The sequence below is a fragment of the Nitrospira defluvii genome (genome assembly GCF_905220995.1).
Lineage (GTDB): Bacteria > Nitrospirota > Nitrospiria > Nitrospirales > Nitrospiraceae > Nitrospira_A > Nitrospira_A defluvii_C.
Map to the genome: position 1 here is coordinate 657541 of NZ_CAJNBJ010000001.1, position 21075 is coordinate 678615.

Annotated in this window: 20 protein-coding genes; 19 read left to right on the top strand and 1 reads right to left on the bottom strand. The window is 60.2% G+C overall.

Translation table 11 applies throughout. The features are described 5' to 3' along the window. The first annotated feature begins 62 nt into the window (after positions 1–62). The 6 genes from KJA79_RS03125 (at position 63) to KJA79_RS03150 (ending at position 7009) form a co-directional block, all read left to right on the top strand. Positions 63–575 carry an NADH-quinone oxidoreductase subunit J gene (locus KJA79_RS03125; RefSeq protein WP_213040540.1) on the top strand — a complete coding sequence of 171 codons (513 nt, stop codon included), beginning with the start codon at positions 63–65 and terminating at the stop codon, positions 573–575. Between the two features lie 84 nt (positions 576–659). Continuing rightward, entirely contained in the window at positions 660–965 is a 306-nt protein-coding gene (gene nuoK / locus KJA79_RS03130) for an NADH-quinone oxidoreductase subunit NuoK (RefSeq protein WP_213040541.1), read from the top strand. 11 nt (positions 966–976) lie between these two features. After that, positions 977–2875, top strand: a complete 1899-nt coding sequence (gene nuoL, locus KJA79_RS03135) for an NADH-quinone oxidoreductase subunit L (protein ID WP_213040542.1) — start codon at positions 977–979, stop codon at positions 2873–2875. Positions 2876–2975: 100 nt separating this feature from the next. Next, a complete protein-coding gene (locus KJA79_RS03140; RefSeq protein ID WP_213040543.1) occupies positions 2976–4550 on the top strand; it encodes an NADH-quinone oxidoreductase subunit M in 1575 nt (524 codons plus the stop codon). After that, positions 4547–6022: an NADH-quinone oxidoreductase subunit N gene (locus KJA79_RS03145; RefSeq protein ID WP_213040544.1), complete on the top strand. Its 1476-nt coding sequence runs from the start codon at positions 4547–4549 to the stop codon at positions 6020–6022. Before KJA79_RS03140 ends, KJA79_RS03145 begins: the two co-directional genes overlap by 4 nt. 135 nt (positions 6023–6157) lie before the next feature. Beyond that, positions 6158–7009 (top strand): YihY/virulence factor BrkB family protein, encoded by an 852-nt coding sequence (locus KJA79_RS03150; RefSeq protein WP_213040545.1) that lies wholly within the window; start codon positions 6158–6160, stop codon positions 7007–7009. Between the two features lie 90 nt (positions 7010–7099). Here the strand turns inward: KJA79_RS03150 and KJA79_RS03155 are convergent, their stop codons facing one another. Next, positions 7100–8272 carry a site-2 protease family protein gene (locus KJA79_RS03155; protein ID WP_213040546.1) on the bottom strand — a complete coding sequence of 391 codons (1173 nt, stop codon included), beginning with the start codon at positions 8270–8272 and terminating at the stop codon, positions 7100–7102. A 73-nt stretch (positions 8273–8345) separates the two neighbouring features. Between KJA79_RS03155 and KJA79_RS03160 the strand changes: the two genes are divergently transcribed. From KJA79_RS03160 to KJA79_RS03220, 13 genes are all read left to right on the top strand, one after another. Continuing rightward, a complete protein-coding gene (locus KJA79_RS03160) occupies positions 8346–9068 on the top strand; it encodes a polysaccharide deacetylase family protein (RefSeq protein ID WP_213040547.1) in 723 nt (240 codons plus the stop codon). Continuing rightward, on the top strand, positions 9035–9526 hold the full coding sequence (locus KJA79_RS03165) for a GNAT family N-acetyltransferase (RefSeq protein WP_213040548.1): 492 nt from the start codon (positions 9035–9037) through the stop codon (positions 9524–9526). The genes KJA79_RS03160 and KJA79_RS03165 overlap by 34 nt, the downstream gene beginning before the upstream one ends. Before the next feature lie 91 nt (positions 9527–9617). Beyond that, positions 9618–10016: a VOC family protein gene (locus tag KJA79_RS03170; RefSeq protein WP_213040549.1), complete on the top strand. Its 399-nt coding sequence runs from the start codon at positions 9618–9620 to the stop codon at positions 10014–10016. Between the two features lie 186 nt (positions 10017–10202). After that, positions 10203–11072 carry a diaminopimelate epimerase gene (dapF, locus tag KJA79_RS03175; RefSeq protein WP_213040550.1) on the top strand — a complete coding sequence of 290 codons (870 nt, stop codon included), beginning with the start codon at positions 10203–10205 and terminating at the stop codon, positions 11070–11072. Positions 11073–11196: 124 nt separating this feature from the next. Then, complete coding sequence (gene uvrC / locus KJA79_RS03180) at positions 11197–13011, top strand: excinuclease ABC subunit UvrC (RefSeq protein ID WP_213040551.1); 1815 nt, start codon at positions 11197–11199, stop codon at positions 13009–13011. A gap of 231 nt (positions 13012–13242) precedes the next feature. Then, positions 13243–13875, top strand: coding sequence for a hypothetical protein (locus KJA79_RS03185; RefSeq protein ID WP_213040552.1), 633 nt, complete (start codon positions 13243–13245; stop codon positions 13873–13875). 35 nt (positions 13876–13910) lie between these two features. After that, positions 13911–14621: a hypothetical protein gene (locus KJA79_RS03190; RefSeq protein ID WP_213040553.1), complete on the top strand. Its 711-nt coding sequence runs from the start codon at positions 13911–13913 to the stop codon at positions 14619–14621. An 11-nt stretch (positions 14622–14632) separates the two neighbouring features. Next, positions 14633–15154: a hypothetical protein gene (locus KJA79_RS03195; protein WP_213040554.1), complete on the top strand. Its 522-nt coding sequence runs from the start codon at positions 14633–14635 to the stop codon at positions 15152–15154. Positions 15155–15174: 20 nt separating this feature from the next. Further along, the gene (locus KJA79_RS03200) at positions 15175–15945 is read left to right on the top strand and encodes a hypothetical protein (RefSeq protein WP_213040555.1); all 771 of its coding nucleotides are present in this window, start codon (positions 15175–15177) and stop codon (positions 15943–15945) included. Positions 15946–16075: 130 nt separating this feature from the next. Further along, positions 16076–17056: a hypothetical protein gene (locus KJA79_RS03205; protein WP_213040556.1), complete on the top strand. Its 981-nt coding sequence runs from the start codon at positions 16076–16078 to the stop codon at positions 17054–17056. 250 nt (positions 17057–17306) lie between these two features. Beyond that, on the top strand, positions 17307–18104 hold the full coding sequence (locus KJA79_RS03210) for a LuxR C-terminal-related transcriptional regulator (RefSeq protein ID WP_213040557.1): 798 nt from the start codon (positions 17307–17309) through the stop codon (positions 18102–18104). Positions 18105–18321: 217 nt separating this feature from the next. Further along, positions 18322–19593: a hypothetical protein gene (locus KJA79_RS03215; RefSeq protein WP_213040558.1), complete on the top strand. Its 1272-nt coding sequence runs from the start codon at positions 18322–18324 to the stop codon at positions 19591–19593. 41 nt (positions 19594–19634) lie between these two features. Continuing rightward, positions 19635–20960, top strand: coding sequence for a beta-ketoacyl-[acyl-carrier-protein] synthase family protein (locus KJA79_RS03220; protein ID WP_213040559.1), 1326 nt, complete (start codon positions 19635–19637; stop codon positions 20958–20960). Positions 20961–21075: the final 115 nt, after the last annotated feature.

Here is a 21075-nt window from a genome sequence, read left to right on the forward strand (position 1 = left end):
GCCGACAACCGGGGCAACAGGGGGCAGGGCCATTGACCTGATTCGGACTCGATAGCGGACGCATGGACCACATTTTTTTCTTTTATTTTGCTGCAGTGATCGCCGGCACCTCCGTGCTGGTCGTCGCCTTGCGAAACCCTGTCTACAGTGCGCTGGCGCTGCTGATCATGTTTTTTCACGTGGCGGGACTCTATGTCACGCTCCACGCAGAATTCCTGGCGGCCGTGCAGATCGTCGTCTATGCCGGCGCCATCCTGGTGTTGTATCTCTTTGTCGTCATGCTGCTGAGCATCCGGTCCGAGGAGCGCTACCACAACCAACTTCCGGTGGCAGGACTCCTGGGCGTGACGCTCTGCACGGAAGTGCTGCTGCTGCTCATTCAATCCCGAACCGCCCCTTCTGCTCCGAGAGGATCCGCAGAAGCCGCCGCGGAAACCGGCAATACAGAGATGATCGGCGAGGCCTTGTACTCCACCTATTTGTTTCCCTTCGAGGTCGCCTCGTTGATCCTACTGGTCGCGATGATCGGCGCGATCATTCTGGCCAAGAAGGACATCATTGAGACGACAGAGTGATCGATTTCGAGGCGAGAGGGACCCTGCTGTGTATCGGAACGACATCATCAGGCATCACCCGTCACCCATAACCGGCAGGCGCGCATGACCGTTCCCTTATCCTATTATTTGGTGCTGAGCGGGTTTGTATTTCTCACCGGCGTGGTGGGGGTGCTGATCCGGCGCAACATCATTGTGATTCTCCTGTCGGTCGAGCTGATGCTGAATGCCACGAACATCAACTTCGTGGCCTTTTCCGAATATTTCCATCAGGTGGCCGGCCAGGTCTTCGTGTTTTTTGCGTTGACCGTGGCGGCGGCGGAAGTGGCCGTGGGACTGGCCATCATCATCGCCCTGCACCGAACCAACTCGTCGATCTATATCGATGATCTCAACCTGTTGAAACGGTAACTGCTCGCACCATGTTGTATGCATTGATTCCATTCCTTCCCCTGTTCTCGTTTCTGATCGTCGGGATCGGCGAACAGTGGATCAAAGACCGCGCGCACCTCGTGGCGGTTCCGGCTATGGTGGGGTCGTTCCTGCTGTCGCTGCTGGCCCTCCATGACGTGGCCACCGGCCAATCGATCAATGTCACCCTCTATACCTGGCTGACCTCGGGGAACCTGGACATTCACATCGGCATCTCCATCGACCGCCTCACGGCCGTCATGCTGATCCTGGTTACGACTGTCAGCACGCTGGTGCACATTTACACCATCGGCTATATGCACGGCGAACCGGGCTACGCGCGCTTTTTCGCCTACATCGCCCTGTTCACCTTCTCCATGCTCATGCTGGTGATGGCGGACAATCTCCTGCAATTGTTCGTCTTCTGGGAAGCGGTCGGCCTCTCCTCCTACCTGCTCATCGGGCATTGGTATGAACGGCCGAGCGCCTGCGCCGCCGCCACCAAAGCCTTCCTGGTCAATCGCGTCGGAGACTTCGGCTTTATCCTCGGGCTCTTCCTGGTCTGGTATTCTTTCGGCTCGCTCGATTACGCCACCGTCTTCGCGCACGCGCAAGAACTGGCCACCAAGACCACAAACCTTCTCGGCCCGTTCGGCGGCACCTGGGACGTGTCGGTCATGACCATGATCTGCCTCCTGCTCTTCACCGGAGCGGTCGGCAAATCCGCACAAGTCCCGCTGCATGTCTGGCTTCCGGATGCGATGGAAGGACCGACCCCGATTTCTGCCCTGATCCATGCCGCCACCATGGTGACGGCCGGAGTGTTCATGGTGGCGCGGCTCTCCCCGCTCTACGACTTGTCGCCCGCCGCGCTGACCGTCGTCGCAGTCATCGGCGGCATCACGATGATGCTCGGGGCCACCATCGCCCTGACCCAGACCGACATTAAACGCGTCGTGGCCTACTCGACCATGAGCCAACTCGGGTACATGGTGATGGCCTGCGGCTTGGGCGCGTACGGCGCGGGCATGTATCATCTGCTGACCCACGGCGCGTTTAAGGCGCTTCTGTTCCTCGGTTGCGGGTCGGTCATCATCGCCCTGCACCATGAACAGGACATGCGCCACATGGGCGGCTTGAAAGACACACTCCCCGTCACCTACTGGACGTTTCTGGTGGGCTCACTGGCCTTGGCCGGATTTCCACTCACGGCCGGATTCTTCAGCAAGGACGACCTGCTCGTCTCCGCCTGGTCGGCCGGCCCGCTCGGTCAGGTCTTGGCCATCTGCGGGTTGATCACGGCCGGAGTCACCGCCTTCTATAGTTTCCGACTGGTCTTCGTCACCTTCTGGGGCAAGTCCCGTATGGATGCGCACCATGCCGCTCATGTCCATGAGCCGTCGACCACCATGACGGTCCCACTGATGGTGTTGGCCGTGCTGAGTATCGTCGCCGGGTACCTCGGCATCCCGGGCTTCCTGGAGCCGGTTTTCCACGGGGAGGGAACGGCAGCGCATCATGAAGGCGGCGCGGCCCTGGGCATCATGGCCGTGGCCACGCTGATGGGATTGAGCGGCATCGCCGCCGCCTACTATCTGTACGTGCTGAATCCGACGCTGCCTGACCGTCTCGCGCAGCAGTGGCGCGCCGCGTACGAGCTGTCGCTTCACAAGTGGTACATCGATGAGGCCTATGACCGGTCGTTTGTGCGCCCGACTCTGTCCGCTGCACAGGGGATGTGGACGCACGTCGATGTGGCGATTATCGATGGGGCGGTCAATGGAGTGGCCCGGGCAATTGCCTGGGGAGGCTGGTTCATTCGCCTCACGCAGAGCGGACAAACACAACATTATGCGCTGGGCATGACCCTGGGCGCCGTGGTGATCCTGACCGTGTATCTGCTGCTCTAGTGCGGCAGGGGAAGCATCGCTCATCAACCATGGTCCGGGCAGTACGTCCCGATCGGTGTGAACCAGTCACTGTGACCCTTTTGTTTCGGAGCCTGGCTTCGTGAATCATACAACCTCATTTCCCTGGTTGACCCTGATCGTCTTTTTTCCGCTGATCGGCGCCGTCCTCTGCTTCCTCGTCAAGGCTGAGTCCTCCCGGTGGGTGGCGCTGGGCTTCACCGTCTGTAACTTTCTCTTCTCGCTTCCGCTCTGGTGGTTATTCGACTCATCGACCGCACAGATGCAGTTTGTGGAGCAGGCCTCCTGGATCAGCTCTCCGCCGGTGCGGTACAGCCTGGGCATGGACGGCATCAGCTTCCCGCTCGTGCTGATGACGACGTTTCTCATGCCCTTCTGCGTCACCGTGTCCTGGACCGCCATCGAGAAACGTGTACCGCTGTTCATGTCGATGCTGCTGGTGATGGAAACGGCCATGCTGGGCGTGTTCGTCGCGCTGGACTTCGTGTTGTTCTACGTCTTCTGGGAAGCCATGCTGATCCCGATGTATCTGCTGATCGGCGTCTGGGGCGGTCCCAACCGGCTGTACGCCGCCATTAAGTTCTTTCTGTATACCCTGGCAGGTAGTGTCCTGCTGCTGGTCGCTATCCTCGCGCTGTACTTCCAAGGCGGCCATACGTTCGACATTCTGGAACTGAGCCGCGGAACCTATGGCGCCACGCTCCAAATGTGGCTCTTCCTGGCCTTCTTCGCGGCCTTCGCCGTAAAAGTGCCGATGTTCCCGTTTCACACCTGGTTGCCGGACGCGCACGTCGAGGCCCCGACCGCAGGCAGCGTCATCCTCGCGAGCGTCCTGCTGAAGATGGGCACCTACGGATTCCTGCGCTTTACATTGCCCATGCTACCGGACGCCACCGTGGCCTTTACCAAACCGATGATCGCGCTCTCAATCGTGGCCATCATCTATGGCGCCTACATGGCCCTGGCGCAGACGGACATGAAGAAACTGATCGCCTACTCCAGCGTCAGTCACATGGGCTTTGTCACGTTGGGGATCTTCGTCCTGAATATCCAGGGGATTGAAGGTGCGGTGATGCAGATGGTCAATCACGGCATCACGACCGGCGGCCTCTTCCTCTGCGTGGGCATCATCTATGAACGGACACACAGCCGCCAGATTGCCGACAACACCGGATTAGCCGGCCCCATGCCGCGATACGCGCTGTTTCTGATGATTTTTGCGCTGTCCTCGTTGGGGCTGCCGGGCACCAACAGTTTCGTGGGGGAATTCCTGGTGCTGGCCGGCACCTTCGTCTGGAGCCAGTTCGCCACCGCTTTAGCCGCACTGGGGGTCATTCTGGCCGCCGCGTACATCCTCTGGCTCATGCAGCGCGTGGTGTTCGGAACCCCGGCCGCCGCCCATCGCGCCCATCTCCTCGACCTCAATGCCAGGGAGACGGCGACGCTGGTGCCGCTGATCGTGCTGGTGTTCGTCCTGGGGATCTTCCCGAACCCGCTCTTGAGCCGCATGCATGCCAGCGTGACACAGCTGCTGAACGGACCGAAAGCTCCGGCCTACGCGACTGTGCCGCAACCGGCCCCGCTCGTACTACCGGTCACCGCGACGATGGCAGCCGCCCAGCCCATTTCCTCTTCTGAACAGGCAGCAACACGATGAGCATTTCGCTTCAAGACCTGGTGGCGATCCTCCCCGAACTCATTGTCATCGGAGCCGCCTGCCTCGTACTGGCCTTGGACCCCATTCTGGAGACGGCCAAAAAGGACGTGCTGGCCTGGTTGACCCTGGGCGCGCTGGCCATGTGTATCGGCGTGACCTCTTCGCAGATGACCGGCCGCACCTATGCCTTCAGCAACATGGTCATCATTGATGCCTATGCGGCCTTCTGGAAACTCCTTCTGTATATCGTGACAGGTCTCACCGTCCTGCTCTCCCTCGCCTACTTAAAGGCCGAACGATTGAGCATCGGCGAGTATTACGGCTTCATCCTGCTGGCGCTGGCGGGCATGATGGTCATGGTCTCCGGAGCCGACCTGCTCACGATTTACCTCGGGACGGAGTTGATGTCGCTCTCGCTCTATGTCATGGCCGGCCTCAAACGGACGGAAGCCCGTTCACTGGAAGCGTCCGCCAAGTATTTTGTGCTGGGCGCGTTTTCTTCCGGCATTTTGTTGTACGGCATTTCCCTGCTCTTCGGTCTGGCAGGCAGCACGCGATTGTCGGCGATTGCCGAAGCCATTACGATGCAGGGCACGAGCAATCCGATCCTCTCCCTCGCCCTCGTCCTGCTGGCCGTCGGATTTGGATTCAAATTGGCCGTCGTCCCGTTTCACATGTGGACGCCGGATGTGTACCAGGGTTCACCGACCTCCGTCACCGCCTTTATGGCCGTGGCGTCAAAAGCCGCCAGCTTCGGCGCCTTCCTCCGGGTATTCGTGGAAGGATTGGGAGCAGCCAGCGCCGATTGGTCGATCCTGTTCACCATCATCTGTCTGGCCACCCTGGCCCTGGGCAATCTCGTGGCGATCGTCCAAACCAACATCAAGCGCATGCTCGCCTATTCCAGTATCGCCCATGCCGGATATGCGCTCATCGGAGTGGTGGTCGCAGGGGGGCATCGCGGCGACGGGGCCGGCGGCGGATTCGCCAGCGTCTTGCTCTACATTGCGATCTATTCATTCATGACGCTGGGCGCCTTTGCGCTGATCGGCATGTTGCGCAAGGAAGGACAGGAAAGCGAGCACATCGAAGATTACGCGGGCCTTGCCAAACGGGAGCCGCTTGCGGCGTTTTTCATGCTGGTTTTTCTCGTGTCACTCGCCGGCATTCCCCCGACGGCGGGCTTCATCGGCAAGTTCTATATTTTCATGGCCGCCGTGAACGGCGGCATGACCTGGCTGGCGGTCGTGGCCGTCATATTCGCCGCGATTTCTGCCTTCTATTATTTGCGGATCGTGATGGTCATGTACATGCGGGAACCTGAGGGAACCGCCGCCTCTCAATCCCGCTTGGAGACCTCCCCGGCGTTGTCGTTTGTCCTGGCCTGCGCCCTCGCGGGCGTGGTCTTGCTCGGTCTGTTCCCGAATGGCCTCTGGTCGCTGGCCACCCATGCAGCGCCGCTCCTCAAATAACGTGTTGCGCTGAGGACACCTTTTCAGAGACATCCACCACCCCCGCGACGCCGGCGGACCGACGTTCCTGAACCGCGTCCTGCCATGATCCGGGGGATCTTCGCTCCGCACCGACCCTGACTCGCGCGGGCCTGCATGACTGAACTCACGTTTCTCTCCAACGTGTTCGACACGTTTCGACGGCGAGGCTGTCCCAGCCTGGCGGCCTCGTTGGCGTTCTACTCGATCCTCTCCCTTTTTCCGATGGTGTTCCTGCTGCTGTACGGCATCAGCTTCATCGTGAGCCAGGATGTGATCGGCTACCAGTTTTTGCTCGGATTCCTGAAGGGCTTTCTCCCCAGCGTGGGAGAACGGCTGGCCAAGGATATCCGACGGGTGGCCGAACAGGAGGAAGTGCGCTGGGCCGTCTTTCTGGCATTCGGATGGTTTAGTGCACTGGTCTTTTACGAATTAGACTACGCGATGAACACGGTCTTCGGGACAGCGGCCAAGCGCCATCCGCTGATCTCCACACTCGTCGCCGTCGCGCTGATCTGGATGTTGGGCATTCTGACCCTCATTTCCTTCGTGGCCACCCAGGCGATCGAACTGCTGACGGCCTACGCGCCCCGCTTTCTGGGCATGAACCTGGTGGCGATCGCCGCCCATGACTTCCTCCTCACCTATTCCCTGCCGTTCCTGCTGGCCTTCGCCTCGGTGACCTGCCTCTACCGGTTCCTTCCACACCAGCGCCCGACCTGGCGCGAAGCGACGATCGGCGGGGCCGTCTTCAGCCTCCTGTGGGTCTCCGCCAAGGCCCTCTTCGTCACGTATCTGGAGGATGCCGCCGTCTACACGCAACTGTACGGTTCGCTGCTCGAAGTCGTGCTGCTGTTGCTGTGGGTCTACTACTCTTCGGCCCTGGTTCTGCTCGGAGCCGTGGTCACCCATGAGTGCCAATGCCGACGTCCGGGCAGACTGGACGATACAGCCACGCTCCCCGGCTAGGCAGCGCGCTGCCGGAAGGCTCTTACACGCCTGCCTGGGTATGACAACTCGTTCAGGTGGAAAGATGACGAGGAGAAGGGAGCGGATCGACTACAAAGAAGCATGCATGCCGGAAGGATGGCGTTGTTCGATGAAGTGCCCGATCGACGCGCGGGTGACCAACCCTAGCAATTGCCCGTCTTGCACGACCACGAGACGTTCGGCCCCAAGCGCCAGCATCCGCTCTAGTGCCTGCATGGCCGACAGGTCCGGCGCCACAACCATGTCGTCATCGGATGTCTGCATAATATCCGATACGCGGCGGAAGGCCCATAACGAATTCCTGACGGCCTGTACGTCACGCACCCCGACCACCCCCACCAGACGGCCGTCCTGGACCACCGGGAATCCCCCGTACCCGTACGGAAGGAAATACTGATTCACCGCTTCTTCCACGGTGATGTCCGGAGACAGGGCGACCACATTGGCGACCATCAGCTCGCGCACCGGAACCGACGCGAGCGACGAACGGATGGCGGCCTGTTTGCGGCTCCCTCGCGCGGCCGAAAAGAGAAAGGCGCCCAACAACACAATCCATCCCCCACTGCTGGCAAGGGAACCGGACGTGGTACCGGACAGGCCACCGACGAGCAACAGCGCGCCGAAGAGCCCAAAGCTCACCCCGAACAGCAGCCCCACCAATGCCGCTTGGCTCGTTGCACGATAGTAATCTTTGCTCCAGGCCCACAAACCGGCCCGCAAGGCGCGCCCACCGTCCAACGGGAAACCCGGCAGCAGATTAAAAAGACCCAGCTGCGTATTGACCATCCCCAACAGCGTCCCCAAGGCCGCAAGCCCATGCATGGAGACTCCAGCCGGAATCACCTCCAAGAGCGTCACCAAGCCGAGACAGAGCCCCGCCAAGAGGAAGCTGACCGCCGGGCCGGCGATGGCGATGAGGAATTCGGCCAGGGGATGCGGCGGTTCTTTCCGCATCTGCGCAACCCCGCCGAAGATGAACAGCGTAATCTGACTGATCGGAATGCGATATCGCAGCGCCACCAAAGAATGGCCAAGCTCATGCAACAGGACGGACGCGAACAACAACAACGCCGCCACGCCGCCCATGCCCCAATAGCGCGGCTCCGACAGACCGGGCAATACGTCAGGTAGATAGCCTGTCGCCAACGACCAGGTCACAAAGAAAAACACGAACAGCCACGAGGCATGCACGTGGATGGGGATGCCGAAGACATGCCCGATTTTCCAATCCGGTCCCTGCATGACATCACCGTAGCAGCCACCCGAAGGAAGCGTCAACTATCGCGCGGCCTTGCCATCGGGTATACTGCGGCCCATGCGAACGCACGCTTGGGTAGTCGGATGGTCGACGATGTTCGGGCTCGCCTGTGCCCTCTATCTCGGCGAGGCACAGGCCCAAGTCATCACAGCCGGTCCGAACTCCTGCCCCGCCGTGGCGCTGACCTATGATCTCTGCCCGGTGCGAACGGCCTCGGGCTTTGATCGTGAACTGATCGACTTCCTCATCGAACACAAGGTGCCGGCGACGTTCTTCATGTCCGGCCGTTGGATGGCCAAACATGATGCCGAAGTGAAACAGCTCCTGGCTGTCCCCTTTTTCGAGATCGGCACCCATGGCGAGGTCCATGCGCACCTACCGATGCACGAGATGAAAGAACAGCAACAGGAAATCATGGGCCCCGTGCGCCTGCTGAAAACACAATACGGCCGCCCGGCAACCCTGTTTCGGCCGCCATACGGAGAGTACAACGACGTGACCGTAGAAGCCGTGAAGGCGCTCGGCTTACGATTTATCTTGTGGAACATCGAATCCGGCGACCCTGATCCCACGCTCAGCGCCGACGCCATCCTGTCCCGCGTCAAGAAACGCTTAAAGCCGGGTAGCGTGATCGTGTTGCATGCCAACGGGAAGGGCAAACACACCCGCGAAGTGACGGAAGCCCTGGCCGGGAGTCTGCTGGGAAAAAAGGGCCTACAGGCCATGACCGTCTCGGATCTCCTGCGATGCAATCAAACGACGACCGACCCGACACGTTGATTCGCGAGATGCAGCCGGACGATCGCGACGCGGTGATCGGTATCCTGGCTCGATCCGATCCCTGGAAACGGCTTGGTTTTACCGCCACAGACTGGGAACGCATCTTTTCGCCGCTCCCCGTTGGCCGTGACACGTACGTCCTGGAAGCGGAGGGGGTGGTGCTCGGCATCGCCATCCTCCGCAGAAAATTCCTGTTCGGCGATTATTTGGAGTTGCTGGGCATCTCGCCGGACGCCACCGGCCGTGGCCTGGGCACACGCCTCTTGTCCCATGTCGAATCGCAGACCTTCGCGCGAGCGCACAATCTGTTCGCCTGCGTGTCTGATTTCAATGACACGGCCCGCGCCTTTTATCGCAAGCAAGGCTACAAGGAAATCGGACCCATGCCGAATTTCCTGATTCCCGGATACGCCGAAATTCTGCTGCGGAAAACGAGCGGTCCGGCACGAAAGGGCTAATGGCCAGTAGCCTATGGTAAGAGAACAATAGCAACACTTCTCATTTCTTCTCTTGCCATCAGCTATAGGCCATCTGCTATAAGCTCCCCGTATGAAAGTCACCAAACTCCTCCACACCCGCCTGCGGGTCAGCGACATGGAGCAGACCATCCGTTTCTACCGGGACGTCTTGGGGCTGGAGGTCCTGGAACGGAAAGTCTCTCCTCGCGGATCCCACCTGGCCTTCCTCAAGGTGCCCAATAGCGAGGAGCTCATCGAACTCTGCAGTTTCCCCGCGAGCGGACCTGTCAGGGTTCAGGAAGATCTCGTCCACCTGGCCTTTGAAGTCGAAAATCTGGACGACACGATCCGGAGTTTGCAATCGAAACAGGTGGCGATCACCGACGGGCCTACGCAAACCTCCTCCGGCAGCCGGTTTCTCTTCATCGATGCTCCCGATGGGTACGAAGTCGAACTCATTGAACGACCGCCCGGCACAGTGCTGGTGTAAGGCGCATCGTTCGTCGCCCGTGAAGCGTCGCTCATCCTTCGACAGCGAATTATCTACCCCCCTCACCGGCCCCTCCGCGCCGCACTGTCTACGCATGCCGACCCATTGACGAATTCAAATCCGCCCAAGTATTGTTCCTTCGCTTCAGGTTTCACGATCGACGAACGACGAATAAGGAGAGCGCAGATGAAGAACGGGTTTTTTCGCGGGCACGGACTCGGCAACGACTATGTAGTGATGGATCCCAAGGAGCTGAGTTTCACACTCACGCCCGGGAAAATCCGCGGCATCTGCGATCGCCATTGGGGTCTGGGCAGCGACGGCATTCTGGCCCTGGCTCCTTCCAAGAAGGCCGACTTCGGTCTACGCATCTACAACCCGGACGGCAGCGAGGCCGAAAAGTCCGGCAACGGGCTGCGCATCTTCGCCCGCTACCTCCACGCCACCGGCAAGACCAAGAAGCGTGCATTCACTGTCGAGACCAAAGGCGGCCTCGTCTCCATCGCGCTGCATGTGGACCGCCATGGGGATGCCGCCGCCGCTACCGTCGAGATGGGCCAGGCCACGTTCCGCGCGGCGGCTCTCCCCTGCACCTTGACCATGGACGAGTTGATCCAGGCCCCGATCGAGGCTGCAGGCCGATCGCTCCGATTCACCGGCGTCAGTGTCGGCAATCCGCATTGTGTGGTCTTCAAAGAGGCCGGCGAATCCTGGACCCGTGAGGACCTGCTGACCTTGGGACCCGCGCTGGAACATCACCCGTTGTTCCCGAAGCGGACGAACGTGCAATTGGCCGTGCCCACCGGCCCCAAAGAGATTTTCATTCTGATCTGGGAGCGTGGCGCCGGAGAAACCCAGGCGTCCGGTTCCTCTTCGTGCGCCGCCGCCAGTGCCGCCGTGAAGCTCGGGCTGGTCAAAGGCCCCGTCACGGTCAAGATGCCTGGCGGAACGCTCAACATCAAAGTCGCCGGCGATTTCAGCCTGACCATGAAAGGACCGGTGGCGGAAGTCGCCCGGGGGGCTCTCAGTCCGTCGTTCGTGCGAGGACTTCGCTAAGACGCGATCAGCGATCGGCCGGCAGCGTGAACGTAACGTTGCAGAGGATTTGCAGCAGCCATTAGAATTACGTGCGATCTGGGTTGCCCATGTCCTTCGCCTGACGGCTGAAAGCTGATCGCTCATGGCTGATACCCGCGACACCCTCCAATCAAAGCTTGACCATCTCCCCGACCAACCGGGTTGTTATCTCTTTCGAAACGCGAAGAAAGAGATCTTGTATGTCGGCAAAGCCGCCGTGCTGGCCGACCGTGTGCGTTCATATTTCCAGAAAGGCAGCGACCAGACACCCAAGACCAGCCTGCTCGTCAGCGAAATCACCGACCTCGAAACCATTGTCACCCGCTCCGAGTTGGAGGCGCTGATCCTCGAAAGCAATCTGATCAAGCGCCACCGCCCGCGCTTCAATATCGTCCTGCGCGACGACAAGCAGTACCCCTACCTGCGATTACCGATCAAGGAAGCCTTCCCTCGCCTCTCCATCGTCCGGCGCGTACAAAAGGATGGCGCCCTCTACTATGGCCCCTACACGCCGGCCGGAGCGCTTCGCGAAACCCTGAAGGTCATCCGCAAGGCCTTTCCACTCGCCACCTGTGAAATCGAGATCGACGGTAAGGCCGATCGAGCCTGTATCGAGTTTGAAATCAAACGGTGCATGGCTCCCTGCACCGGCAATCAGTCGAGAGACGACTATCACCTGATCGTCAAACAAGTGCGCCAGTTTCTGGAAGGCCGCGACCGCGAACTGCTGGACGGGCTGCGGCAGACCATGGAATCTGCGGCAGACCGGGAAGAATTCGAAGAGGCGGCCCGGATACGGGACCGACTGTTCAGCGTCGAGCGCACGCTGGAAAAGCAACGCATTACCCAGGTCAGCACGACCGACCAGGATGTGGTCGGGCTGGCCCGCCAAGGCACGGCAGCTGACCTGCAACTGCTCTTCGTGCGAGGCGGCCTCTTGATCGGGCGAAAGGATTTCTTCTGGCCCCAGTCCGCCGATTCGAGCGATGAGGAACTCGTGCGCTCCGCGATCGAGCAGTTCTACAACAAGGAAGGGCAACCGCCGAAGGAACTGTTGGTGCCGACCGACCTTTCCGATGCGCCCCTCATCGAACAATGGTTGAGCGACAAGCGTGGCGATGCCATTCGTCTCCTCGCACCCGAACGAGGCACCAAGCACCAGTTGGTGTTGCTCGCTGAGGAAAACGCCGCGGCCGCCATAACCGACCATCTCCGCAACGAGGCCCTGGACCGTCAGGCCACGGCAGAACTGAAACGCCTGCTTCGCCTGGACATCGCCCCCCGCCGCATCGAGGGCTTCGACATTTCCAATATCATGGGGAATCAGTCCGTCGCGTCACTCGTGGTCTGGGAAGACGGGCAGGCCAAGAAGGCCGACTACCGGAAGTTTCGCATTCAGACGGTGGAGGGGGCCAACGATTTTGCCAGCATGCAGGAGGCCGTGATGCGGCGATACGGGGCCACGGAGGATCTCGCCCGTCCGGATCTCGTCTTGATCGACGGCGGACTCGGCCAGCTGAGCGCCGCCATCGAAGGATTGAAGCAGGTCGGGCAGGAGCAGATTCCAATCATCGGCCTCGCCAAGGCTCGCGGTGAGAAAGAGGAGCGTATCTTTCTCCCTGGCCGAAAAAATCCGATCGTCCTCCGCCCGACCTCTCCCGCGACCCACCTCGTGCAGCGGATTCGCGACGAAGCCCATCGATTCGCCGTCACGTATCACCGCAATCTGCGGGGCAAAGCGCTGCTCTCGTCCGAACTTGACCAGATCGCCGGCATCGGCAAAATCCGCAGGAGGCGGCTCCTCAAGCAATTCGGCAGCCTCCAACACATCGCCGCCGCCACCGATGAACAACTCAAGACCGCCGGGCTCGATCCGGCCACCATCGCCGCACTACGTACCGCCCTCACCCCCGCATAACACTCACACGTGCCGGCTCCCCTGTATGCGGTTCGATACACCCGTATCTGAATAGGTACGCTGACGCGGCTTGACCACGTGTGTGTCGATCTGAGGCACGCTGATTTTTCCCCTTGCACGACAGGCGTTTCATCGCTAGGCTGTGGCCTCGTCACTCCCTACGTATCAGGTACGTAGATTGCCTCTCCCGACGATAGTTCCGTTCTTTTACGCTTACCAGGAGGCATCCCGATGAGGATGTTGCCCATCGTCGGCCTACTGACGTTCGTGCTGCTGGCCGCCTGCGCGACCCCGCCGGAAGTCAAACAGGCACTCGCGGCCAAAGACCAGGCCTATGCCGAGAATGAGCGGCTCATGCAGCAGTATCGTGAACTGGTGAGTAACATCACCGCACGGCACCTGCAGTGGTATCGATTTGTCCAGACACGCCTCAAACTGGATTTGGCCCTGCAATGGGCGACGACCAATCCTCGATTACCGGATGTCCCGGAAGCTGCAATGGCCGAAGACGATGCGGCCCAGCTTGGGCCCGACGTGCTACGGGTCATCAATCTGATCCGTCTGAAGTCTCTCCCTGAGCGCAAAGGGCAGAACGGCCAAACCCTGTTTGTGGCCGGGGCCGGTGAGATGAGCAACCTTGTCCAGCAGCTGCCGGAGTTGATCGCCCGGATTGAGCAGCGCGTCGCTGCTGATGCCAACGCGCCTCAGGCCGTGGACCTGACTGCGTTCGATCACTATCGAACCAATGTCGACGCGCTCCGCCGTATCAACGGCCTGATCAAGCAGTACTTGAACATCGACGTCACACTGAGCCAAACCGAGACCCAATCCCTGGCGGAGGCAGTGCGGACGGTGCACCGATGACACCCATCGAGATTGCTCGCCGGAAGGAGTCCTCTATGGTCAGCCGAGGCGTGATGCGGCTATCGATCGCTCTTTCGTTGCTCATGACGACCGCCTGCCATTCGATTCATAGCAGTTCGGTTCGGGACCTCGTGCAGCTGGAAGGCAGCAAGATCGACGCCGCGCAAACGAATATTGATCTCTTTCAGAAAGAAACCGAGGCGCGCATCAAGAACCTCGAACAGGCCCGTGCGGAACTGCACGAAGCCTTCAAGTCCCTCCACATGCAGGAAACGAAACACCGCTTCGCCCTGGCGGCCTTCCGGAACCTGACTAACAGAAAGGGAGATGCCGCCTATGCGGCCGCGTACCTCACCGGCCTCATTTACATGGAGGATGTGCGGGGACTTGAGAAAGCGGTTTGGGATCAATTTGAGCAAGACTTCTGCGGTTTGCGTGACACGGCCAACGCCCTCAATGATTCGTGGAAACACACCGCCACACTCCATGCCCAGATACATCACTTTGCCCAGAAATCGGCGTTGGCGTCCGTCGATCCGGAATTCGTCACCGCCATTCTCAACCAGGTGCCGAATCGATCAGAGCAGATCATGGACGTGGTGAACCATTCGCGCACGGTGAATGACGCATTGGAAGAAGTGGTGGGAGCTAGAATCCTGCGCATCGGAGGCCTTGATCGCGCCCAGCGATACACCGCCGACCTGGTGGAATTGCTCGACCGACTCAAGAAGGATGATGGACAGTAACGGAGGACGCTATGAACCGCAGCTTCGAGGGAGTGGTCACCTTCCTCCGCGACAACGATAGTGTGTTGAAACAGTTGATGGAAACGGCTGAGACCGCCACCCATGAGATCGGACAACTAGCCACCCGAGTCGACCACGCGCGGGAAGAAGCCCAGGCGTTGCTTGATCAACTCGGTACGGTGCAGTTCAGTGTCGGGCGGCAGGATGAGACGAAGGTCAAACAAACTGCACTGTTGGATGCTGTCGCCGCTCTACGGAAGAAGTTTGAAACGTACAGGAACGACCCGCTGCGACGAGGCATTTACGCGGCGGAAATTTCCAATCTGTACTTGCAATTGGCCAACACATTCAACAACGACACCGTCTCGCAACTCGTCCCCTTTGCCCAGGACGAGATCGATGGCTACAAGGACTTGATGAGAAAGGCCGTCCTGGACACCGAATCCCGGCAGAGGCGTGCCGCCGTGCTCAAAGCCGGGGTTCAGATTTCACGTCTGGCACTAGGCCTGGCCAGCAAACTGGCGATGGCCTAACTCAAAGGGGAGTAAAGCCCGTGATGTGGAAATCGGTCGGCGTCATCGTGATGCTCTTCTGTGTCGGCTGCAGCCTTGACGCATCGTCGCGCGGCCCGTTCGGACCTGAGGATCCGGAGACGGCCATTCCAAAACGCCCGCTGCCCGCACAGGTCCCGACAAGACATATTCTGGAGTTCACGGCCGATGAATCCCCCGAGCATGTGAAACCCAAAATGGCCGGAACCGTCACGGATGCCGCCGTGATTCGATCAGCCGGCCCCATCATGCAGTTATCGGCGGCCGAAATTGCCTCACTGAAGAAAGCCGCTGAAGCCGATCCCCGCGTCCAGACCCTTCTGGGCGCGCGATGGGGATTTATCGATGCGGATCCCTCGCCGCCCAAGAGCAAGGTGTCGTTTGGTTGCTGTCGGGCAAGCGCACGATTCGCCAGACTCATGTACTTTAGCTATAGCCATAACGTCGCGGTCGACGTACGCATGAAAGACGGTTCCGTCCTACAGGCCGCCCGAGCCGAAGAATATCTGCCGCCGGAGGGACCGCAGGACGTGGCGCGAGGAATCGAGCTGGCGCGCGCCGACCCACGCCTCGCCGGCAAGGTACAAGACCTGCGTGGCCATGGGCTGTTGATGCAGCCGGATCGCGGATTCTTCAGAAATGATCCGGGCTATGGGCACCGTGTCATTTGGATCACCTTCTCGCAGGGTGTGGGAGGAGACCCCAAGTACTGGGCACAGGTCGACCTCACGGATGACCGTGTCCTGGATGCGGGCGAAGAGCCGCCTCGTTAACGATCTGCACGGATGCGAACAAAACCGGGCGACCAGGTGATGGGCGAGGACACAAGGGCTGGAACTGTCACCAATGCGCAACCTCTCGCGCCGCCGCCCGGCAAGGGGTGAAGGGATGAAAGGAGAGCGGATGAACGCAGTTCTGACCGGCATCCTGCTATTGTGTAGCTTGCTGGCGTTGCCGCTTCCTGGTGTGGCCGACTCCTCCGCAGAGCATATGGACTGGGGACGCTGGAGCTTTGACTATGAAGTTCGAGACAATACCGGTCTGGCCCTCCGAAACGTGACCTATGACGGAGCACTCGTCCTCGGCAAAGCCAGCATGCCGGTCCTGCGCGTCAAATACGTGAAAGAGCGCATCTGGTGGAATCCCTTCACCTGGTTTGGGTCTCGCGCCGACAGCGGCCGCTGCGGCCCCTTCCAAGATCGACTGCGATGGCAGGACCTGGTCCCTATCGTGAATTGCGGCAACAACAAGGTGTGCGTCGAGAGCTCGACATTGCACGGCACAAAATGGTTGGAGCTGGGCATCTATGCCCGGATCGGTGAGTACCACATTTACCAATCCTGGCATCTCTCCGCCGACGGCGAACTCCGGCCGGTCGTCCAAAGCCGTGGCCTCTCCTGCAATACCGACCATATCCACCACCCCTACTGGCGTTTCGACTTCGATATCGACGGCAACGGGATGGACCAGGTCTTTGTGCATGACGACGGGGGCACCGACCGGGGCTGGGGGCCCGGATGGAAGAAGTATACAAACGAACGCAATGATGTGAAGGTTAAGGCCACCCATCGGACCTGGTTCATCCGTGACCAACTGACCGGGCACGGCGCCTGGCTTCTCCCCGGGGACGGGTACGCTCCTCTCAAAGACGACGGCGAGCGGGACGCGTTCGCCGACCATGACGTGGCCATCCGGCGCGCCGATCCTGATGAAGACCTTCCCTGGGTGTTTGGAGCACGCGGGCAACTCGGCTATGACGAGGATAACCAGAGCGTCCAGGAACAGGACGTGGTGGTGTGGTACGTGGCGCATCTCCCTCACATGGCCGCCCTTGGTCCGACGAAGTGGCTGACGCTGGGACCGACCTTGAAAGTCCAACGCTAATCGCTGCCCCCCCCGACCCACTCGCCCCTACTCGCCATCGCTCAGACGCCTCCTCTTCCCCGTTGCTGTTCATACCCTAGGCACTCTATACTAGGTGCAGGTTGCCCTAGATCCCGATCATTCGGTGACGGTACAATCAGCCGTTTCCACAATGATACAGTTGCCTCAACATGGACCAGATCCGAACTTCTGAGCGCGACGGTACCCATCTTTCTGCGGCGGCGGGGCGCGCGCGGCGGAGCACAGTGGCATGAATCAGCCGGGATTTTCCGCAAAGGAATTCCAACGACTCGGCGAAATCATGCATGACGCTCGCTCCGTCAATCGAAGCGAAGGCGTGTGGAAACTCGTATCGGCCCTCCAGCAGGTGGTTCCATATGAGTTTTCCGGATGTGGAGGCGTCGACCTGCTCCGCGGCGTTGATCCCGCGCTCGGACATTCCACCTATCCCAAAGAATTCTGCCAACTCTATATGGGTCAGGGATTGGCGGCAGACCCCGCCGTGTACCGGTTGATCACGTCCGGCCAGTCCGTCACCTCCAGCGCCGACGAGCCGGCCTCTTCCGAGCCGAAAGACGTCACATCGCTTAAACTGGATTTCGGCATTAAGACCTGTCTCTCAGCCGGTGTGCGCGGAGAGCATGGCACCTGCTCCTACTTTGCCTTCAGCAACTTCGATGCAAAACAGACCGACAAACTGCGCCTCCTGCTCGATATTCTCACCCCGCATTTTCACTTAAGTTACATGCGGTGCACTTCGACATGGAAGCCCGAGCGACCGACGCAACCGATCACCCTCTTGAGCAAACGGGAAGAGGAGATTCTCCGCTGGGTCGCGGCAGGCAAGACCAATTGGGAAATTTCGGTCATTCTCAAAGTCAGTTTGAATACCGTGAAGTTCCACCTCAAGAATATTTTCCAGAAAATCGGAGTCGAAAACCGGTGGAGCGCCATCGCCTACTGGCAGACCGGTGAGCAACATCGACTCGTGTCTCCTTCACCTCCCAGTGACGATCGTCCACCTTCCGATCCCAACCGCGCGGGTTAAGTCGTGCGTCGCCCGTCGTGACGAACGCCTTCTCCATTCTTACAAGATATCTCTAGGCTGCCACCCCGCCTACCCCGATGGGTAGGTGACTCCAATCGACACCTCTCGTAGATTCTAGCCAGATAACAGGACGCCCTTGGTGGCGTTCAAGACCACCGCTATTCACATGACCGGAATAGGGCCACACGGCCCTAGGATAACCGGAAGGAGAGGCCCTATGAAGCAGCTCGCTACACAGTCTGCAGCAATGGACGCCACATTCACCCTGCTGGACCTCCTGCAACAGCGAAAGACCCGTCGCTTCGGCCGCGGCATGACGCTGCCCGGCGGCCCCCTCCAATACACCAGTCACCATGAGCCGGTTCCTCTAAGCCGGGAGGAAGAGCGGTATCTCATTTATGCGGCGATCGGACGATCGGGACGGAATCTCGGCGATATGCACTTCGTCGGGCAGCCCGGATCGAGCGAGGGCCAAGGAAACGCGCTGATGAATTTCCGGAGCCGCACTGTTCCCAGTCCCTGCTCCGCACAGACGACACAGTTGTTTTACACCAACGATGAGGGAGTCTTTTTCGTGGCCGATGCCGCAGGCCCTGACCATCCCTGGGACCTGGACATCGTACAGCTTCAGTCTTCCCGGCTGGAGATCCCCCGTGAAGTCCCCTTCATGTTGCCGTTCAACCAGTGGTATACGAACCGGCCCGGCACCACCCTTTTCTTCCCCGTGACCAACATCGCGCTGCTGTACTTGAATCTGCTCCTGATGATGTTCAGCGAGGAGACCGGCTACTTCATCGTCGATACCGACAACGGCAACGCCGGGTGCGGGCTGGAGGCCTTTCGCAAGAGCGCGGGTGGACACCTCCATGACGACATCCGGGCACGCCGGATGTTCAGCTTGCGCGAGCTCGACGCCGCGATTTGCGAAACCGCGATTCAGGAACAAGGCATCATCTGCGAGCATATTTCGCTGATGCAGCAGGCACTGGGGCTCGGAGGCGGCATTCAGAGCGTGGGGAGCGGTCGCCATCTCCTGGGCATGGAACCGCACATCTATCCGGGTCTCGGGTTCCATTTCGTCGTCCCGCCCGGCAAGCCGATGCGGGCCAATCCGGTCGGCATTCCGGGGCTGTGGGAAGGGCCGACCCCTCCCTTCGTCCCCTCAATGAAGGAGGCCGTGGCTCAACTGGTTGCCAGCAAGTTCGGGCCGGACGGCACATTCAGGAAACCTCACGAACAGGTCTGGGTCAAACCCGGGGCGGCACAACAGGTTCCGGAGCATTCCACACGCGCCGTCGAGGCGACCATCGCCTTTACCGAATATGTCCTCGACACCTACGGGCGGTTCCCGGCGCACGCCGACGCCTGTAAGTCCGTCGTCGCGTGCCAAACCCATCACCTGGATGAAGATTTTTATGCGACGTTCTATCCCGACGCTGCCTTGCCGGACGCGCACCGTGAACACATGCAGACATGGCATTCGCATTGACGACATACATTTTCACGCTCTTACGAGCAGAGGAGGGCACCATGACACCACAGACCTCTCGTCGAGTCGTCATCACCGGCATGGGAGTGATTTCCCCGTTGGGTAGCACCGTCGACCTCTTTTGGCATCTCTTGAGCCGGGGAGAAAGCGCGGTCAAGCCAATCACGTCCTTCGACACCTCTCCCTTTCAGGCCTGTCTCGCGGCTGAGGTGCGGGATTTCGATCCCGAGGACTTTTTACATCGGAAACAGGCCCGTCGCATGGGACGCGCGACCCAGTTCGCCGTCGCCTCCGCCATGATGGCGGCACGCGATTCCGGGATCGACTTCGAACAGGAAGATCGCGGCTCCATCGGCATCAGCATCGGCACCTCCATCGGCGGCATGAAGGAAGCGTTTGAATTCCACGACGCGGCAAGACTGAATGCCTACGAGCGGGTCAATCCCTTTACCATGGGCATGACCTTCCCGAATGCGATTTCCTCGGAAGTGGCCATCGTGCTGGGGCTGCACGGGCCATGCGAGACCTACTCCATCGGATGCTCCTCAACGGCGAATGCCATCGGCCGCGCCTATGAATGGATCAAGTCGGGACAGTCTTCGCTGGTCGTGGCGGGTGGGACGGAAGCCCCCCTACACCCGAGCGTCTATGCCGCCATGAACGCCGGGCGGGCCCTGGCACCGGATGAGCACGGCACAATCCGGGACCTTCCCCGCCCCTTCGACAAGACCCGGTGCGGTATGGTGCTGGGCGAAGGAGCCGGGTGTTTCATCTTGGAAGACTATGAGCATGCCCGAGCCCGGGGCGCCAGGATGTACGCCGAACTGGAAGGCTGGGGGTTCACCTGCGATGCCCATTCGATGGTTAAAGCTGCCTGCACCGGGCATGAACAACAACGGGCCGCCAGGCTGGCGCTCTCGACAGCCCACTGGTTTCCTGAGGAGGTGGACTATGTGAACGCCTGCGGGCTCGGCACCATGGAATTAGACGCGATCGAGACCCAGACGGTGAAACAGGTTTTGGGCGATCATGCCTATCGGGTGCCGGTCAGTTCGTTCAAAGCAGCGCTGGGCCATGCCTTTGCCGCCAGCGGAGCGTTCCAACTCATCGGGACCGCGAAAGCGATGGAGCACCAATTCATCCCTCCTACCCTGAATCTGACCACCCCGGATCCAAGCTGCGATCTGGACTATGTCTCAGGAACCGGGCGCGCGGTGCACGTGAATCGTGCGTTGATCAACAGTTTCGGATTCGGGGGCAAGAATATCGTCCTGGCGCTGTCCCGCGTGAATGTCGGCATGGGTGACACCCATTCGACAAGGGCCACCCCGGGATACAGCAGGTCCCAGCTCGTAGGAGTGTCGTAGCTGACATGATGTGTGACCGTCCTCACAGGGTTATGGGCATGACCAACCCGTCGACCGATGCGACACCGCCCCTCTCGGGCGGGGCCGCGTCTGGACCGTTCAGTGACGTGCACCG

Excerpts from the sequence above, each read along its gene's own strand:
- KJA79_RS03125 (WP_213040540.1), top strand. The coding sequence starts at position 63 with ATGGACCACATTTTTTTCTTTTATTTTGCTGCAGTGATCGCCGGCACC.
- nuoK (WP_213040541.1), top strand. The coding sequence starts at position 660 with ATGACCGTTCCCTTATCCTATTATTTGGTGCTGAGCGGGTTTGTATTT.
- nuoL (WP_213040542.1), top strand. The coding sequence starts at position 977 with ATGTTGTATGCATTGATTCCATTCCTTCCCCTGTTCTCGTTTCTGATC.
- KJA79_RS03145 (WP_213040544.1), top strand. The coding sequence starts at position 4,547 with ATGAGCATTTCGCTTCAAGACCTGGTGGCGATCCTCCCCGAACTCATT.
- KJA79_RS03150 (WP_213040545.1), top strand. The coding sequence starts at position 6,158 with ATGACTGAACTCACGTTTCTCTCCAACGTGTTCGACACGTTTCGACGG.
- KJA79_RS03155 (WP_213040546.1), bottom strand. The coding sequence starts at position 8,272 with ATGCAGGGACCGGATTGGAAAATCGGGCATGTCTTCGGCATCCCCATC.
- KJA79_RS03160 (WP_213040547.1), top strand. The coding sequence starts at position 8,346 with ATGCGAACGCACGCTTGGGTAGTCGGATGGTCGACGATGTTCGGGCTC.
- KJA79_RS03165 (WP_213040548.1), top strand. The coding sequence starts at position 9,035 with ATGCAATCAAACGACGACCGACCCGACACGTTGATTCGCGAGATGCAG.
- KJA79_RS03170 (WP_213040549.1), top strand. The coding sequence starts at position 9,618 with ATGAAAGTCACCAAACTCCTCCACACCCGCCTGCGGGTCAGCGACATG.
- dapF (WP_213040550.1), top strand. The coding sequence starts at position 10,203 with ATGAAGAACGGGTTTTTTCGCGGGCACGGACTCGGCAACGACTATGTA.
- uvrC (WP_213040551.1), top strand. The coding sequence starts at position 11,197 with ATGGCTGATACCCGCGACACCCTCCAATCAAAGCTTGACCATCTCCCC.
- KJA79_RS03185 (WP_213040552.1), top strand. The coding sequence starts at position 13,243 with ATGAGGATGTTGCCCATCGTCGGCCTACTGACGTTCGTGCTGCTGGCC.
- KJA79_RS03190 (WP_213040553.1), top strand. The coding sequence starts at position 13,911 with ATGGTCAGCCGAGGCGTGATGCGGCTATCGATCGCTCTTTCGTTGCTC.
- KJA79_RS03195 (WP_213040554.1), top strand. The coding sequence starts at position 14,633 with ATGAACCGCAGCTTCGAGGGAGTGGTCACCTTCCTCCGCGACAACGAT.
- KJA79_RS03205 (WP_213040556.1), top strand. The coding sequence starts at position 16,076 with ATGAACGCAGTTCTGACCGGCATCCTGCTATTGTGTAGCTTGCTGGCG.
- KJA79_RS03210 (WP_213040557.1), top strand. The coding sequence starts at position 17,307 with ATGAATCAGCCGGGATTTTCCGCAAAGGAATTCCAACGACTCGGCGAA.
- KJA79_RS03215 (WP_213040558.1), top strand. The coding sequence starts at position 18,322 with ATGAAGCAGCTCGCTACACAGTCTGCAGCAATGGACGCCACATTCACC.
- KJA79_RS03220 (WP_213040559.1), top strand. The coding sequence starts at position 19,635 with ATGACACCACAGACCTCTCGTCGAGTCGTCATCACCGGCATGGGAGTG.